The organism is Amycolatopsis heterodermiae (assembly GCF_034929455.1).
GTDB classification, from domain to species: domain Bacteria; phylum Actinomycetota; class Actinomycetes; order Mycobacteriales; family Pseudonocardiaceae; genus Amycolatopsis; species Amycolatopsis heterodermiae.
In genome coordinates this window covers 112,995-128,929 of sequence record NZ_JAYFSI010000005.1, presented here as the reverse complement: position 1 = coordinate 128,929, position 15,935 = coordinate 112,995, and the positions used below count along the sequence as shown (strand labels likewise).

At 70.3% G+C, this 15,935-nt stretch carries 14 protein-coding genes; 8 read left to right on the top strand and 6 right to left on the bottom strand.

Annotation, left to right across the window (positions count from 1 at the left end):
• Nucleotides 1–74 precede the first annotated feature (74 nt).
• The 3 genes from VA596_RS22855 to VA596_RS22845 all read right to left on the bottom strand — a co-directional run bounded on the left by VA596_RS22855 (nt 75) and on the right by VA596_RS22845 (nt 1,955).
• A complete protein-coding gene (locus VA596_RS22855) occupies nt 75–365 on the bottom strand; it encodes a hypothetical protein (protein WP_323329880.1) in 291 nt (96 codons plus the stop codon).
• 85 nt (nt 366–450) lie between these two features.
• Entirely contained in the window at nt 451–1,386 is a 936-nt protein-coding gene (locus VA596_RS22850) for a serine hydrolase domain-containing protein (protein ID WP_323329879.1), read from the bottom strand.
• On the bottom strand, nt 1,383–1,955 hold the full coding sequence (locus VA596_RS22845; RefSeq protein WP_323329878.1) for a Clp protease N-terminal domain-containing protein: 573 nt from the start codon (nt 1,953–1,955) through the stop codon (nt 1,383–1,385). The genes VA596_RS22850 and VA596_RS22845 overlap by 4 nt, the downstream gene beginning before the upstream one ends.
• Before the next feature lie 477 nt (nt 1,956–2,432).
• Here VA596_RS22845 and VA596_RS22840 point away from each other — a divergent pair, with 477 nt between their 5' ends.
• Nucleotides 2,433–3,266, top strand: a complete 834-nt coding sequence (locus VA596_RS22840) for a transporter substrate-binding domain-containing protein (RefSeq protein ID WP_323329877.1) — start codon at nt 2,433–2,435, stop codon at nt 3,264–3,266.
• A gap of 25 nt (nt 3,267–3,291) precedes the next feature.
• Nucleotides 3,292–4,662: a DUF6351 family protein gene (locus tag VA596_RS22835; RefSeq protein ID WP_323329876.1), complete on the top strand. Its 1,371-nt coding sequence runs from the start codon at nt 3,292–3,294 to the stop codon at nt 4,660–4,662.
• A 218-nt stretch (nt 4,663–4,880) separates the two neighbouring features.
• On the opposite strand, the gene VA596_RS22830 is transcribed toward VA596_RS22835, so the two are convergent.
• Nucleotides 4,881–6,305: a glycoside hydrolase family 6 protein gene (locus tag VA596_RS22830; RefSeq protein WP_323329875.1), complete on the bottom strand. Its 1,425-nt coding sequence runs from the start codon at nt 6,303–6,305 to the stop codon at nt 4,881–4,883.
• Nucleotides 6,306–6,620: 315 nt separating this feature from the next.
• On the opposite strand from VA596_RS22830, the gene VA596_RS22825 reads away from it, so the two are divergent.
• Nucleotides 6,621–7,640, top strand: a complete 1,020-nt coding sequence (locus VA596_RS22825; RefSeq protein ID WP_323329874.1) for a LacI family DNA-binding transcriptional regulator — start codon at nt 6,621–6,623, stop codon at nt 7,638–7,640.
• A 181-nt stretch (nt 7,641–7,821) separates the two neighbouring features.
• Here the strand turns inward: VA596_RS22825 and VA596_RS22820 are convergent, their stop codons facing one another.
• Both VA596_RS22820 and VA596_RS22815 read right to left on the bottom strand, forming a co-directional pair.
• Entirely contained in the window at nt 7,822–7,992 is a 171-nt protein-coding gene (locus tag VA596_RS22820) for a hypothetical protein (RefSeq protein WP_323329873.1), read from the bottom strand.
• A 219-nt stretch (nt 7,993–8,211) separates the two neighbouring features.
• Nucleotides 8,212–9,666, bottom strand: a complete 1,455-nt coding sequence (locus VA596_RS22815) for a non-reducing end alpha-L-arabinofuranosidase family hydrolase (RefSeq protein ID WP_323329872.1) — start codon at nt 9,664–9,666, stop codon at nt 8,212–8,214.
• Nucleotides 9,667–10,138: 472 nt separating this feature from the next.
• On the opposite strand from VA596_RS22815, the gene VA596_RS22810 reads away from it, so the two are divergent.
• From VA596_RS22810 to yjfF, 5 genes are all read left to right on the top strand, one after another.
• Nucleotides 10,139–11,182 carry a LacI family DNA-binding transcriptional regulator gene (locus tag VA596_RS22810; RefSeq protein WP_323329871.1) on the top strand — a complete coding sequence of 348 codons (1,044 nt, stop codon included), beginning with the start codon at nt 10,139–10,141 and terminating at the stop codon, nt 11,180–11,182.
• A 77-nt stretch (nt 11,183–11,259) separates the two neighbouring features.
• Nucleotides 11,260–12,240 (top strand): ABC transporter substrate-binding protein, encoded by a 981-nt coding sequence (locus VA596_RS22805; RefSeq protein WP_323329870.1) that lies wholly within the window; start codon nt 11,260–11,262, stop codon nt 12,238–12,240.
• A gap of 10 nt (nt 12,241–12,250) precedes the next feature.
• Nucleotides 12,251–13,765, top strand: a complete 1,515-nt coding sequence (locus VA596_RS22800; RefSeq protein WP_323329869.1) for a sugar ABC transporter ATP-binding protein — start codon at nt 12,251–12,253, stop codon at nt 13,763–13,765.
• On the top strand, nt 13,762–14,808 hold the full coding sequence (locus tag VA596_RS22795; protein WP_323329868.1) for an ABC transporter permease: 1,047 nt from the start codon (nt 13,762–13,764) through the stop codon (nt 14,806–14,808). The genes VA596_RS22800 and VA596_RS22795 overlap by 4 nt, the downstream gene beginning before the upstream one ends.
• On the top strand, nt 14,805–15,788 hold the full coding sequence (yjfF, locus tag VA596_RS22790) for a galactofuranose ABC transporter, permease protein YjfF (RefSeq protein ID WP_323329867.1): 984 nt from the start codon (nt 14,805–14,807) through the stop codon (nt 15,786–15,788). Before VA596_RS22795 ends, yjfF begins: the two co-directional genes overlap by 4 nt.
• Nucleotides 15,789–15,935: the final 147 nt, after the last annotated feature.

The window sequence follows — 15,935 nt, the reverse complement described above, 5'->3', positions numbered from 1 at the left end:
CGATCCTGCGAATTCTGTCCTGGGCCCGTGAAAGCCCTTTCCCGCGACGTTGACGCCACGTCGACTTATGCCGGCTAGGCACTCATGAACCTGGTTGGGTGGAAGGTTTTCGGAGCCTCTTCCCAATCCGAGTACAAGGCGTCGTGCTGGAGGGGCGATGTTCCGGGCGGAGGTGAAGTGACTTGTACCGGGGAGATCACGCGGATGCCATCGACGAGTTCGCCGGCCGGGAACACTTCGAGCAATTCGCGATAGGCCGCTGGGAACTGCAGTCCCAGGTGTTCCGCGACGTGTTGCCAGCTCAGCTCGGCTGACGCCGTTCCGGTCCACCCCACCAAGGCGGCCAGTTCATCGACTCTTTTCACACTGCTCAGCGTGCCATGCGTTCAGACGAACAACAGCCGGACAGTGCCCGCGATCCGTCAGTTGCGGACGTCGTAAGGGGGGCGGTCAGGACCGCAGCGCTGCCTGCACCGCCCGGACCAGCTTCATGAACTGCACGGGGCTGACGGAGTCGATCGGGTTCGGTGCCGGTGTGCCCTGGGTGCGGGCGAGGACGGTGTCGTCGGGGACGGCCCGCTGGTGCACGATGACCAGCCCGGGCGGGACGCAGAGCAGGTACTGGCCGAAGTTGCCGATCGCCAGGAACGAGCCGCGGCCCAGGATTCGCGGGAGCCACCAGAGGTAGCCGTAGTCGAGCTGGACGCCGGGGCCGCGGTCGACCTGGACCGAGGTGCTCTCGGCCACCCAGGATGCGGGGACGACCTGCCGGTCGTTCCACCGGCCGTTCTGCAGCAGCATCGTGCCGAGCCGGCCGAGGTCGCGGGCGGAGAGGAAGAGGTGGTGCGCGAGGTGCTCGGAGACGTCGGGGCGGCCTAGCAGCCGTTGGCGAGCCGGGTCGAAGTCCTCGAAACCGAGCGGTGCCGCCAGGTCTTCGGCCAGCGCGGCGAAGACGGGCCTCCCGGTGCAGCGCTCGAAGATCGTGCCGAGGGTGTTGAAGTCCCAGTTGTTGTAGAGGAACAGCGCGCCCGGCGGTTGCGTGCCCCGGGCCGGCGCGTCGTCCTCGGGCCCGGCGGCGGCCGTCGCCGGGTGGTAGACGCCGGAGCTCGAGGTCAGCAGGTCGCGTACGGTGGCGCGGCGTTCTTGCGGCAGGAGACCGCCGATGTCGTCGATGCCGAGCTCGTCGAGGGTGGCGTCGAGCCGGATGGTGCCGTCGGCGACCGCGGGTCCATAGAGGACGGACAGGACGCTTTTGCGGGCCGAGGCCAGGAAACCGGGCGTGGTCGTCGTGCCGTGGTCGAGTACGGTGCGGCCCTGGTCGAGCACGAGGAAGGCCGTGGTCGGCAGGGCTTCGAGCGCGTCGACGACCTGGTGGAGGGCGATCATGCCGGGTCCTGTGCCGGGCGGCCGGCGAGGCCGAGGATGTGGGCGAGCGCGGCTGGGCGGGTGACGCCGTGCGCGGTGAGGGCCTGGCCGCCGGGGCTGCCGGGCGCGCGCAGGAGCGCGAGGAACAGGTGGGCCACCGCGACGCCCTGTCCGTGTGCCTCGGCGATCGCGCCGTCGATCGCCCGGCGGGCGTCCGGGCTGATCCCCGGTCGGCTGCGGCCGGTCGGCTGGTCGTCGTCGGGTTCCTGGTCGAGGGCGGCACGCACGGCCGACGGGTCGGCGCCGAGCGCGCGGATGACGGTACCGGCGAGCCCGGCCGGGTCGTCGAGGACCGCGAGGAGGAGGTCGCCGCTGTCGAGTGTGTCGTGGCCGAGCTGCGCGGCGCGCGTCTGGGCGTGGCGGAGGCAGCCGAGGGCCGCGTCGTCGAAGTGCTGCAGGACGCCGGTGCGGATGAGGTCGTCGAGGGTCAGCCGCGCGAGGAGGGGCGCGTAGCGCTGTTGGGCACCCTGGCGGCTGAGGCCGCGAGGCTCGCCGATGTCGGCCCACGAACATCCCTCGGCGCGTGCCATCTCCACGAAGAACCCGACCAGGCCGTCACTGAGGACGTCGAGTTCACCGGCGATCCGTTCCGCGGTGGCGATGTGCCGGAGGGGGTCGCGGGGCTCGGCGATGCCGTCGAGCAGGACCAGGCCGACGAGTTCCGGCGGCCATTTCGATGTCGACGGCCTCGTCTGGTCCAGTTCCGTGCACGATCGCTGCCAAAGCAGCAGTCATTCCACGCTCGAAGCGAAGAGCGGAGCCCGGATTGCTCTCGCTGATGTCCTTGCCAGAGAGACGGCGGGTTGAACAAGGCGACAGATTATGCAACGATCGCCGCCGCATCAGCAACCTATTGTGTCCGGGGTCTCGCCCCCGGATGCGAGTCGACAGTCGATCACCGCCGAGGACGCCGCCCTATGCGATCACCCCTTCGCCGACGAAGCCGAAGAAGCCGAAGAACGGTCCTCGCGATCGCCGCCCTCGGGCTGGCCACCACCGGGTGCACGGTGGGGAGCAGTTCCCCGAGCCTGGCGACCGCGACGAACCTCGCGGTGGTGCAGTCCCTGCACGACGCGCTGCCGCAGGCGATCAAGGACGCCGGGGTGATCCGGTTCGCCGGCGACTCCCATCCGCCCTACCGCACGGTCGCGCCGGACGGGACGGTCACCGGGATCGACGCCGACTTCCAGGCCGCGATCGGGCAGGTGCTCGGCGTCCGGACGCAGACCGTGATCGTCGCCGGGCTGCCGGCCGCGCTGCAGGGCATGCTGGGCAACCGGTACGACGCGTTCAACGGCCCGGTCAAGGCCACCGCCGAGCGTGAGAAGCAGTTCGACACGATCACCTGGATGACCACTCGCACGGCCTACGTGTTCCCCACCGACTCGACGGCGGGGATCTCGCGGGTCGAAGACCTCTGCGGCAAGCGCATCGCGGTGGTGACCGCCAGCGTCGTGGAGGAGCAGCTGGACAAGCTGTCCCGCTTCTGCACGCAGAGCAGGCACCAGGCCACCCAGACCGTCGGCCTCGACGACACCGACGCCACGCTGCTGGCCACCCGCTCGGGCCGCGCCGATGCCGCGGGCATGACCGAAGCCGCGGCGATCGACGTGACGCAGAAGCAGGGCGGGACCAGGTACGTCACCCAGACCGAAGCGCAGGGGGCGTCCAAGGACGACCTGGCGTTGTACGTCCCGAAGTCCTCGAAACTGGGCCCGGTCATGCAGAAGGTCTTCGAAGAGCTTTTCGAGGACGGCACGTACGTCGGGATCATGTCCCGCTGGGGGCTCAACCAGGTCTCGGTCGCGAAGCCGGTCTTCAACGCGGCCACGCCGCAGTAAACCGAACTACCGACAGGAGTGGTTCATGGGTACCAGAATCGCCTTGGTGGCCGCGGCTGTGGTCGTGGGCGCCGCCTTCCCCGCCACCGCCCAGGCGGCGGAGCCCGGATCACCCTGCCTGGACGCGGCGAGGTGCGTCGACGGGCAGCTGACCGACGGCACGCCGTACGCCTTCGCCAAGCCGGACCGGTGGAACGGCGCCGTGCTGGTGGACCTCGACTTCGCCGCGGGCGGGCTCTCGAGCGCGCTCACCGCGAGCCTCCTGCGACGCGGCTATGCGGTGGGCGGCACCACGCGCACGGTCACCGGCTGGAACATCGCGCAGGCGATCGACAACCAGGCGGCCGCGCTCGGCCGCTTCGAAGCCGCGTTCGGCCGCGCCCGGTACGCGATCGCCGAAGGCCGTTCGATGGGCGGGATGGTCGCCGCCGGCGTGGCCCAGGTGCACCCCGGCCGCTTCGACGCGGCGATCCCGATGTGCGGCGGGCTCGGCGGCGCGGTGGGGCAGTGGAACCAGAAGCTCGACACCGTCTTCACGCTGAAGACCCTGCTGTTCCGCGATACCGCGCTCCCGGTGACCGGCATCCCCGCCGACGTCCCCGGCCTCCAGCAGCAGTGGGTTTCGGCGATGACGTCGGCTCAGGCGACCGCGGCGGGCCGGGCGCGGATCGCCCTGGCGGCGGCGATCGGCCAGCTGCCGGGCTGGGGCCTGGCCGCCGACGGCACGACGACCCCGGTCCCGGACGGCCACGACGCCGACGGCGTCGAGCAAGGGATGTTCCTGGCCCTCGCCGGTGGGCCGCTGCCGTACCTCGGGCAGGCGGTCAGCAGCCGCCGGGCGATCGAGCAGCTGGCGGGCGGGAACCCGTCGTGGAACACGGGAGTCGACTACGCACGCCAGCTCACGACGGCCGAACCGAGCCAGCAGAACGCGGTCCGGCGGCTGTACGAGCGCGCGGGGCTCGACCTGCGCGCCGACCTGGGCCGGCTCGCCGCCGCACCCCGGGTGTCCGCCGACCCCGCCGCCGTCCGCTACCTGGAGCGGGGCATCGTGTTCACCGGCGACCTGCGGATCCCGGTGCTCACGGTCAACGGCACCGGCGACCAGATCTCGACCGTGGCCCAGCAGCAGTCGTACGGCGCTCTGGTTCGCCGCGAGGGCAACGAATCCCTGCTCCGGCAGACCTACGTACGGACCGCCGGGCACTGCACCTACACCGTCGGCGAACAGCAAGTGGCCGTCGACCGGATGCTCACCCGGCTGCGGACCGGGCACTGGCCGGACACCACACCCCGGACGATGAACCAGTTGTCGGCCGCCGCGGACGGTACCCCGGGGCGCTACCTGAGCTATGTGCCTCCGTACTTCAACCGGCGGTACCCCGCCGGCCGTTGATCCGGCCATCGAGGCGGCCGCGTCCCACAACCAGTTCCTCCTGGCCGCCGCGCGCAAGCCGCCGCGGTCCACCCGGACAACACCCTGGAGGACCACCGCCGCGAGATCCAGCGGCGCGTTTTCGGGTGAGCACCGCCGTCCCCGGCGCCGGGTCGATCCCGCTCGCCGCCGGACGACCACGGCCTGGCCTGGGCCGTGGTCGTCCGGCAAAAGTGGGCTCAGGAGCAGGACACTCCGTTCAGGGCGGGGGACAGGAAGGGCGGGGTGCCGCCGCTGTAGTCCGCGTTGTAGCCGACGGTCGCGGTGCCACCGGTGCCGAGCTTGCCGTTCCACGAGGCGTTCACGACTCGCACGGTGTCACCGGTGTCGGTCCAGGTCCCGTTCCATCCCTGGCCGACGGTCACTCCCGGCGCGGAGAAGGTGAGCGTCCAGCCGTCGACCGCCGTCCCCCGGTTCTCGATCACCACCTCGCCGGTGTAACCGTTCTGCCACGAGCTGACGACCCGGTGCGTCACCCGGCAAGAGCCGTTGCCCGGCGGGGTCGTCGGAGTCGTCGGGGTGGTCGAGGTCGCCGTCGTGGTGCTGGCCGGCGGCGCACCGGCGGCCGCCAGGTCGTACGCCCGCTGCGGGACGAACTGCCCGGCCGCGGCCAGGCAGCCGTCGGCTTCGCCCGGCGGCTTGACCCAGAGGTACGCGGCGATCTGCGCGTCACCCGTGGCGTCGGTGCTGGGCGTGCCGATGGCCCGTCCCGCGGGGTCGCACCACTCGCTGCCCAGCGGCCCGTTGCCGTTGCGGCTCGTGTCGATCACCGCGCGCAGCCGCGCGTCGCCCACCGCGTTCAGCACCGCTTTGGCGAAGCCCGCCTCGTCACCGGTCGACCGGTAGTTGGAGACGTTGGTGGCGACGCCGTCGGCACTGTTCGAGATGTCCGCGGCCCGCACCCGCGACGCGGCGTCGGCGGGCGACAGCCACGCGGAGTGGCCGATGTCGAAGTAAACCTTCGTCTGCGCCGAACCGGACTTGAGCTTCTTGCCCGCGTAGGCCACCGAGGCGGTGGTCTGGTTCTGCTGGTCGGCCGACTGGCAGTTCGACATCAGCGCGAGCACGTCGGGCTCCAGCACGATCGCCGCGGGCCGGCCCGCGATGCCGGCGGCCACCTGGTCGATCCACGCCCGGTAGGCGTCGTGGGACGGTGCGCCGCCACCGCTGGCGCCACCGCAGTCACGGTTCGGGATGTCGTAGACGACCATGATCGGGACCTTGCCCGCCGCCGCGGCGGTGCCGACGTAGGCGTCGACCTCGGCGCGCACGGTCGAGGTGTTGGTGGTGGTGAACCACCTTCCCTGCGGGGTGGCGGCGATGCGGTCCCGGATCATCGGTGTCCGTGCGTCGCCGGGGTTGGCGGCGACCCACTGGGCCGCGTTCGTGCCCGGGTCGACGTAGAACGGCGAGGACGCGGCCTGCGCGCTGCCACCCACCGTGAGAGCGGTGGCGCCGGCGACGAGCGTCGCGCCGAGGGCCGCGACGGCGAACCTCGTGCTTCTCTTCCCGGGGCCGCCGGGCATCACGGCCGGCCGGTCGTCTCGCGTGGCCGGATGGGCGGTGCGTCCGTGGGGAACGCGTACCTGTTTCGTCGCTCTCATGAATCCTCACAACGTCGTCGGCGATGGCGACTGGGAGCGCTCCCATAGACGCACTGTAACCGGCGGACGGGCTGCGGGATAGAGCCTTTCGTTCCCCGGAGTCCTTCGGTGCAGCGTCCAAGATCCTCTTGGCGATCGGCCGGGTGCGGTCCTTTGTGGATTCTCGTGCTTCGGTGGTGAAAGGGATCCGTTGCCGGTGCGTAATTTTCACCGCGCATTGCCTTTGCCGCCATCGCCTCCTATCTTGGCAGTTGTCCGTTCGGTCGGTGACTCGAGCGAGCCCCGCAGAGACAACGACGTCTTGGGAGAGCGAACGTGCCGTCCGTCGAGTTGCCCCAGCTCCGTCCGACCCTGGCCGACGTCGCCCGGGCGGCCGGGGTGTCCACCGCCACCGCGTCCCGCGTGCTCAACGGCTTTCCCCGGGTCCGGCCGAAAACGCGCAAGCAGGTGGAGTCGGCGATGTCGGCCCTGGGCTACGCCCGGCAGAGAGCCGCCCGGGCGACGGCGGGGCGCACCGGTTCGGTCGCACTGGTCGTGTGCGAGGAGGTGATGCGGCTGTTCGCCGATCCCTACTTCGCCCGCGTTTCCGCCGGCGCCGGGAAGGAGCTGACCGAGGCGGGCCTGCAACTCGTCCTGCTCACCGTGCCCGCGACCGAGAACTACCAGGCCCCGGTGGTGCGGTACCTCGACGGCGGCCACGTCGACGGCGCCCTCGTCGTCGGTATGCACGGCCGTCGCCCGCTCGACCTGGACTGGCTCGGCATCCCCGTGGTGTTCGGCGGACGCCCGGTCCGTGAAGGGGACTGCTCGTCGTACGTCGACGTGGACAACCGGGGTGGTGCGCAGCGGGCCACCCAGCGCCTCGTCGACGCGGGCCGGCGCACCGTGGCGACCATCGCCGGACCCCAGGACATGACCGCCGGCGTGGACCGGCTGCTCGGCTACCGGCAGGCGGTGACGGGCGCGGGCCGCGGTGACCGCGGACTGGTGGTGTTCGGCGACTTCGGCCAGGCCTCCGGCGAGCACGCCACCACCCGCCTGCTGGACCGCAGGCCGAAGGTCGACGCCATCTTCGCCGCCTCCGACATGATGGCGGTCGGCGCGCTGCGAGCCTTGCACCGTGCGGGCCGGCGGGTGCCCGATGACGTGGCCGTCATCGGGTTCGACGACCTGCCGATCGGCCGCCGGACCGATCCGCCGCTCACCACCGTGCGCCAGCCGATCGAAGAAATGGGTGCCCGGATGACGGGCGAGCTGCTCGCCATGCTCGGCGGCTCGGCCGCACCCCGCTGCGCCGTGCTGGACACCAAGCTCGTCCTGCGCGCGACGGCGTGACTTGTGTGTTAGCGCTAACAGTCCATTGCGGAGCGATCCGTAGTGCGCGAAGGAGGATTCGTGACGACTGGAGTCAGGCCGGTGCACGCTGTGCCTCAGCAGGGGACCGGACCGGCGACCTGATCGTGCCAAAGCATCGCGCCGGGGTGACTCGTTCGCGAACCTGCGCTTCGCGAACGAGTCACCCCGGGGCCGCGCCTCGGGAGGCGCTGCAGCTGACGGCGGGCCAGTTCCGGTTTCCGTTGTGCTGGATGGTGACGCCCCAGTTGTAGCCGCTGCCGTTGGGTTTCGCCACGAGGACCTGGCTGCTGGGCCAGGTGGCGCTGATCTTCGCAGGGCTCGGCACGGTCATGGTGACCGTCCACGAACCGAAAGCATTGCGGCGCAACTGCCGCTGCCCCACACGGTGATGCCGACGCAGCGCGCGACGTTCACGCACGCCTGGGTCAGCGCCGCGTAGGTCATTCGTGGTCTCCTTCCGGGCTCCCGCCCAGGAGAGCATGGTGCTTCGGAGTCTTTCGCAAGCAAAGGCGAAACCCTCCTGGAGACGGTGCCGGACAGGAGGAATCGCCTAGCGCTGCAGCGTCAGGACACCCGGCCGCCACGGCAGCTGGTCGTAGGGGCCGCCGGCACCGGGGGACTTGCCCTGGTAGAGGAGCTGCAGGTTGCAGGGGTCGACGGTCATGGTCTGGTCCGGGTTGGTGCGCACCAGGTCACCGTGGCTGATGTCGTTGGTCCAGCCGGCGCCGCTGTTGGCCTTGCCCGCGAAGGGGGTGCTTTCGCTGGTGGCTTGCGGGGTCCACGAGCCGCTCAGGCTGCTTGCCGTGAACGAGCGGAAGTAGCGGCCGTTCGCGCCGATCGCCTCGACGATCATGAGGTACTGGTTCTGGCCCTGGACCTTGTAGACCTGGACCGCCTCGAACAGGTTGTTCGTCGAGTCGCTCAGGACCGTCGTGTACGACGAGCCGAAGCTGCCCGGGAAGTTCCCGATCGGCATGCTCGCCCGGTAGATCTTTCCGTTGTCACCGGCGAAGAACAGGTACATGTTCGCCCCGTCGGCGATCAGCGTCTGGTCGATCGGGCCGGTGCCGGAGCCGGAGATGCTGCCGGTGAACAGCGGTTGCGGCGAAGACCAGCCGTTGGGGTTGGTGGGGTCGCTCGACGTGCGGTAGATGAAGGGCCAAGCGCCCCACTGGTACGCCAGCACCCAGATGTTCTTCGGCGCGAAGTAGAACAGCGTGGGCGCCACCGCGGCCTGGTTCATCCCGTTCTGGCCGGCCGAGGCCATGTCGGACCAGTTCGTGAAGGGACTGAAGGCCATCGAGCCGTAGGTCGATCCCGAGACGTTCGACGCGTAGACGAGGTGCTTGCCGTTGTAGACGACGTTGGTGAAGTCCTTGAGCGAGACCCATCCGTTCCGCGGCGTCGCCAGGACACCCGTGGACGTCCAGCGGTACGTCGAGGGCAGGGAGCAGCTGCTGCCGCCGCCGGTCGTGGTCGTGGTGGTCGGCGTGGTCGACAGGCCCGTCCACTTCTGGTTGCCGCCGCCGGTGCACGTCCAGAGCTGCACGGCGGTGGCGTTGGCCGTGCCGGCACCGGTGACGTCCAGGCAGAGTCCGGACTGCACCGCGACGATCGTGCCGTCGGAGTTCACCCGCCACTGCTGGTTGGCCCCGCCGTGACAGGTCCAGGTCTGCACCCGGGTACCGGCGGTGGTCGCGCTGCCGGGCACGTCCAGGCACTTGCTGCCGTACACCGTCAACTGGCCGCCGGACGTCGACGTCCACTGCTGGTTCGCGCCGCCCGAGCAGTCGTAGATCTGCAGGGCGGCACCGTCGGCCTGGCTGGCGTTCGAGACGTCCAGGCACCGGCCCGAGCCGGCACCCTGCAGGGCGCCGGTGACGTCGGCCAAGGCCGCGTCGGCTCCCAGGGTCACCGCGACCACGACCGTGGCCGCGACCGTCGCCACGGCGGCGAGCGCGGCGATCCGGGATCTGCTCCTGCGACTGATGTTCCCTCTGTTCATGACGACCTTTCTCCCAGCCGGTCCCGGGCCGTTCCGGATGCGCCCGCCGTTGCGCGTCCGGATCGGCGTTTCCTGAGCGACAAGACTGTTATCGCTAACACGCGCCGCGACAGCGTGAACTTCCGAGAGAAGCGTTGTCAATCAACGCGTCCGGGCGCCCCGGTGATCCGGACGCCCGCTGGAGTGGTCGTGCCACCTCAAGGCCACCGCCGTCGGTCCGCGGAGGAGAGCTGGTTTGTGAAAGTTACATTTTCGGGGACGGAACAGGGTGCAGTCGGCTGCTGTCGCGGCATTCGCGCCGGAGTCCGGGCCCGTTGACGTCGAATTCATCGATGGAGAGCTGGTGCGAGGTGCGTGACGAGACCGTTATGCCAGCCGGGCTTGACCACGCAAGTGTTACCGCTAACACTTGCTGCTCGTCGTCGCCGAAAAGTGACGGAGACCACATCGGCCCGCGAGGAAGGGGACGCCGGTGGCCGAACGATCCCGCTCCGGTGGCCCGGTCCGGACGTCTGCCGCCGACGCGCGGCAGCCCAGCCTGACCGATGTCGCCGAGGTCGCAGGCGTTTCCCACATGACCGTTTCCCGGGTGATCAACGAGACCGGCCCGGTTCGCCCCGAGACCCGCGCCCGCGTCCTCGCCGCCATCGGGGAACTGGGCTACCGCCCGAACTCCGCCGCCCGCGCGCTGGTCACCGGACGGACCGGCACCCTCGGCGTCGTCGCGCTCGAATCCAACCTCTACGGTCCGGCGAGCACGCTTTTCGGCATCGAGAACGCCGCCCGTGAAGCCGGTTACGTGATCACGATCTCGAGCGTCAGCCGTCCCGGCCGGTCGTCGGTCGCCGACGCGGTGGAGAGCCTCCGCCGCCAAGCCGTCGAGGGCATCATCGTCATCGCGCCGCACGTGTCCGCGGCCCGGGCCCTGGACGCCGTGCCCGCGGATTTCCCGGTCGTCGCCGTCGGCGGCGGGGAGGCCGCGACCGTCCCGGTGATCGCCGTCGACCAGCGCGACGGCGCCCGGCGCGCCACCGAACACCTCCTGGCGCTGGGACGCCGCACCGTCTGGCACGTCGCAGGGCCGGAGGACTGGTTGGAGGCCCGCGACCGCGAGCTCGGCTGGCGGGAAACCCTGGAACGCCACGGCGCTCCGGTGCCGCGGGTGGTCCGCGGCGACTGGAGTTCGCGCTCCGGGTACGAAGCGGGGCGATCCCTCGCCGGGGAACGAGACCTGGACGCGGTCTTCGCCGGCAACGACCAGATGGCCCTCGGCGTACTGCGCGCGTTCGCCGAAGCCGGCATCGCGGTGCCGCGCGACGTCCGGGTCGCGGGCTTCGACGACGTGCCCGAGTCCGCGTACTTCACACCGCCGCTCACCACGGTGCGCCAAGACTTCATCGAGGTCGGCCGGCGCACGTTCGGCCTGCTGGCCGGGCACATGGAGGGGGGCGACCGGCGTGCGCGCGCCTTGGTCGTGCCCGAACTGATCGTCCGCGAGAGCACCGGGCCGCGGTAGCACCGCCACCGGCGAACCCGGCCGAAACCAGGACCGGACAGTTAGCGCTAACAGTGTTGATCACCGTCGATCGAGGAGTGAACGTGCTGAAGAAGCGATGGGCCGCCGCGGCGGCCGCGGCGGCCGGACTGGTCCTGCTCACCGCCTGCGGTGGTGGCAGCGGCACGGGAACCACCGGCGGGGCCATCACGCTGGGCTTCGCCCAGGTGGGCGCCGAGAGCGGCTGGCGGACCGCGAACACCAAGTCCATCCAGGAGTCGGCCAAGACCGCCGGAATCGAGCTCAAGTTCTCCGACGCGCAGCAGAAGCAGGAGAACCAGATCGCCGCGATCCGCTCGTACATCCAGCAGAAGGTCAAGGTCATCGCCTTCTCGCCGGTGGTCGAGTCGGGCTGGGAAACCGTGCTCAAGGAGGCGAAGACGGCGAAGATCCCGGTCATTCTCACCGACCGGGCGATCGACTCACCGGACAAGACGCTCTACAAGACCTTCCTCGGCTCGGACTTCATCGCCGAGGGCAAGAAGGCGGGGGAGTGGCTGACCAAGGAGTTCGGCAGCGCCACCGGCCAGGTGAACATCGTCGAGCTGCAGGGCACCACCGGCTCGGCCCCGGCCAACGATCGCAAGAAGGGGTTCGGGGACGTCATCGCCGCCGACCCGAAGTACAAGATCGTCGCCTCGCAGACCGGAGAGTTCACCCGCGCGAAGGGCAAGGAGGTCATGGAGGCGTTCCTCAAGTCCCAGCCGAAGATCGACGTGCTCTACGCGCACAACGACGACATGGCCCTCGGTGCCATCGAGGCGATCCAAGCGGCGGGCAAGGTGCCGGGCAAGGACATCAAGATCGTCTCGGTCGACGGCGTGCGGGACGCCCTCCAGGCGCTGGCCGACGGCAGGATCAACCACGTCGTCGAGTGCAACCCGCTGCTCGGCCCGCAGCTGATGGACCTGGTCAAGAAGGTCAACGCGGGGGAGCAGGTGCCCGAGCGGATCGAGACCCAGGAGACCGAGTTCGACCAGGCGTCGGCCAAGGCCGCTTTGCCGCAGCGCCAGTACTGAGGGGTCCCGCATGTCCGCCGAAATCCTCACCATGACCGGGATCCGCAAGGTGTTCCCCGGTGTCACCGCGCTCGACGACGTCGGCTTCCGGCTCTTCCCGGGTGAAGTCCACGCGCTGATGGGCGAGAACGGCGCCGGCAAGTCCACCCTGATCAAGGTGCTGACCGGGGTGTACGGGGTGGACGCGGGCACGATCACCCTGGCCGGGGCCGCCGTCGCGTTCGGCGGCCCCGGCGAGGCCCAGCGGGCCGGCGTCAGCACGGTCTACCAGGAGGTCAACCTCTGCCCGAACCTGTCCGTGGCGGAGAACGTCTGCCTCGGCCGGGAACCCCGCCGCTTCGGCCGCATCCAGTGGGGCCCGATGCGGCGGCGTGCCGAGGAGCTCCTCGCGCGGCTGGACGTCCACGTGGACGTCTCGGCCGAGCTGAGCACGTGTTCGATCGCCGTCCAGCAGCTGGTGGCGATCGCCCGCGCCCTCGACGTCGAGGCGCGGGTCCTGGTGCTCGACGAGCCGACGTCCAGTTTGGACACCGGCGAGGTCGAGCAGCTGATGGCGGTGGTCCGGTCCCTGCGCGCGCAGGGGCTGGCGATCCTGTTCGTGTCCCACTTCATCGACCAGGTCTTCGCCGTCGCCGACCGGATGACCGTGCTGCGCAACGGAAAGCTGATCGGTGAGTACCGCACGACGGACATCACGCCCGTCGAACTGGTCACCAAGATGATCGGCAAGGAGCTGCGCGTCCTCGAAACGCTGGAGGAGGCCGGTCCCACCCGGGCCGAGGTCGCGGACGCGCCGGTGCTCCTGTCCGCCGAAGGCCTCGGCCGCAAGGGCGGCATCGAGCCGTTCACGCTCGACATCCACGTGGGGGAGGTCGTCGGGCTGGCCGGCCTGCTCGGCTCCGGGCGCACCGAGCTCGCCCGGCTGCTCTTCGGCGCCGACCACGCCGACAGCGGCGCCGTGAAGATCGACGGTGACGGCACGTCGCTGCGCACCCCGCGAGCCGGGCTCGACCACCGGATCGCGTTCCTCTCGGAGAACCGCAAGACCGAAGGCCTGGTCGAGGAACTGACCGTCCGGGAGAACATCGTCCTCGCGCTCCAGGCCTCGCGCGGCTGGGCGCGGCCGCTGTCCCGCCGCCGCCAGGACGAGATCGCGCGCAAGTACATCGAAACGCTCGACATCCGCCCCGCCGATCCCGAGGCCCTGGCCGGCAACCTCTCCGGCGGCAACCAGCAGAAGGTGCTCCTGGCCCGCTGGCTCATCCTCGAGCCGCGGTTGCTCGTCCTCGACGAGCCGACCCGCGGCATCGACATCGGCGCCAAGACGGAGATCCAGCGGCTGGTCACCCAGCTCTCGGCCGAGGGGATGGCCGTCGTGTACATCTCCGCCGAATTGGAGGAGGTGCTCCGGCTGAGCCACCGCGTCGTGGTGCTGCGCGACCGGAAAGTGGTGGCACAGCGGGAAAACCGAGGGCTCACCGCCGACGACGTCATGGCCACGATGGCCGAAGGGGTGCAGGCATGACCGGCTTGGCGAAACACCGGCTCTTCTGGCCCGTGGTGGCGTTGCTGGCGCTGCTGGCGGGCGACCTCGTCGCGAGCCCGGCGTTCTTCTCGATCGAACTGCGCGACGGTCACCTCTACGGGAACCTCGTCGACATCCTGAAGAACGGCGCCCCGCTGATCCTCATCGCGATCGGCATGACGCTCGTCATCGCCACCCGCGGCATCGACCTCTCGGTGGGTGCGGTCGTCGCGATCAGCGGATCGCTGGCCTGCCTGTGGATCGCCGGCCACCCCGGCGGTGTGGGCGCGACGCTCGTGGCGGTCGGGCTGGCGCTGGGCCTGTCGCTGGTGCTCGGGGTGTGGAACGGCTGGCTCGTCGCCGCGCTGGGCATCCAGCCGATCATCGCCACGCTCATCCTGATGGTCGCCGGGCGCGGGATCGCGCAGCTGATCTCCGGCGGGCAGATCATCACGATCAACTCCGGCCCCTACGAATGGATCGGCAGCGGCTTCGTGCTGACCCTGCCGAGCGCGATCCTCGTCGCGCTGGCCGTGTTCGTGCTCGCGTCGCTGCTGGTCCGCCGCTCCGCGCTCGGCCTGCTCGTCGAGGCCGTCGGCGGCAACCCGGAGGCCAGCCGCCTGGCCGGCCTCCGCTCGGCCCGGCTGATCTGGCTCGTCTACGTCTTCTGCGCGCTGTGCGCGGGCATCGCCGGGCTGATGATCAGCGCGAACGTGCACAGTGCCGACGCCAACCACGCCGGGCTGTTCATCGAGCTCGACGCGATCCTCGCCGTCGTCGTCGGCGGCACGCAGCTGACCGGTGGCCGGTTCTCCGTGGGTGGCGCGGTGATCGGCGCGCTGCTCATCCAGACGCTCACCACCACCGTCTACGCCCTCGGCATCCCGCCTGAAGCGATCATGCTGTTCAAGGCCGTGGTCGTGCTCGCGGTGTGCCTGCTGCAGTCACCCGCGTTCCGCCGCAAGCTGCGGCGGCGCCGGACGCCCGCGGCCGGGCACCCGGCCCCCGCGTCCGCTCCGGAGAAGGTGGAGGTCACGGCATGACCACCCTGGACCGCGTCCGCGCTTACCGGCCGAAGCAACGGCACCTGCCGATCCTCGCCACGATGGCGCTGCTCGTCGGGGCCTACGTCTTCGGCGCGTCGAGCTACGAGGCGTTCGGGTCGGGGCAGGTCGTGCTCGACCTGTTCATCAACAACGCCTTCCTGCTCGTGGTCGCGGTCGGGATGACGTTCGTGATCCTCACCGGCGGCATCGACCTGTCCGTCGGGTCCGTGGTCGCACTGTCCACAGTGGTCTCCGGCGACCTGATGCAGAGGCACGGCTGGCCCGCGTACGCGGCGATCGCGGTGGTGCTGGTGCTCGGCGCGCTGCTCGGCGCCGGGATGGGCACGCTCGTCCACTTCTTCGAGATCCAGCCGTTCATCGCGACGCTGATCGGGATGTTCTTCGCCCGGGGGCTCTGTTACACGATCAGCACGGAGGCGTATTCGATCGACAACCCGACGATCGCGACGCTCGCCCAGACACAGATCCCCCTCGGCGGCGAACTGCACATCTCGATCAGCGTCGTCGCCGCCCTGGTCGTGGTCGCCGTCGCCGCGTACGTGCTGGCGTTCACGCGGTTCGGGCGCACGGTCTACGCGATCGGCGGCAACGCGCAGTCCGCGATGCTGATGGGTCTCAAGACCGGCCGCACGAAGATCGCGGTGTACACGATCAGCGGTTTCTGCTCGGCGCTCGGCGGGCTGCTGCTGGTGCTGTACAAGTCGTCCGGCGACCCGCTCAACGGGGTCGGCCTGGAGCTGACGGCCATCGCCGCGGTGGTCATCGGCGGCACCATCCTGACCGGCGGCTCCGGCTACGTGCTGGGCACCGTGCTCGGCATCATGGTCCTGGGCATCATCCAGACCCTGATCACCTTCGACGGCACCCTCAACTCGTGGTGGACCTCGATCATCACCGGAGCCCTCCTGTTCGTCTTCATCGTCCTGCAACGCCTCGTCACCCGCAGAACCCGGTAGGCGCTGCCGAAGAACCCGGGCAGCGGTGGGCGCGATGGCCGCCCAGCTGGACAACACCGCCGAGGAACGGTACTGCGGCAACGGACCTGGTTCACCCCCGACGGCATTCCCGTGCATTGGGGGAACCGGACCTGTCCGAGGCGCTGG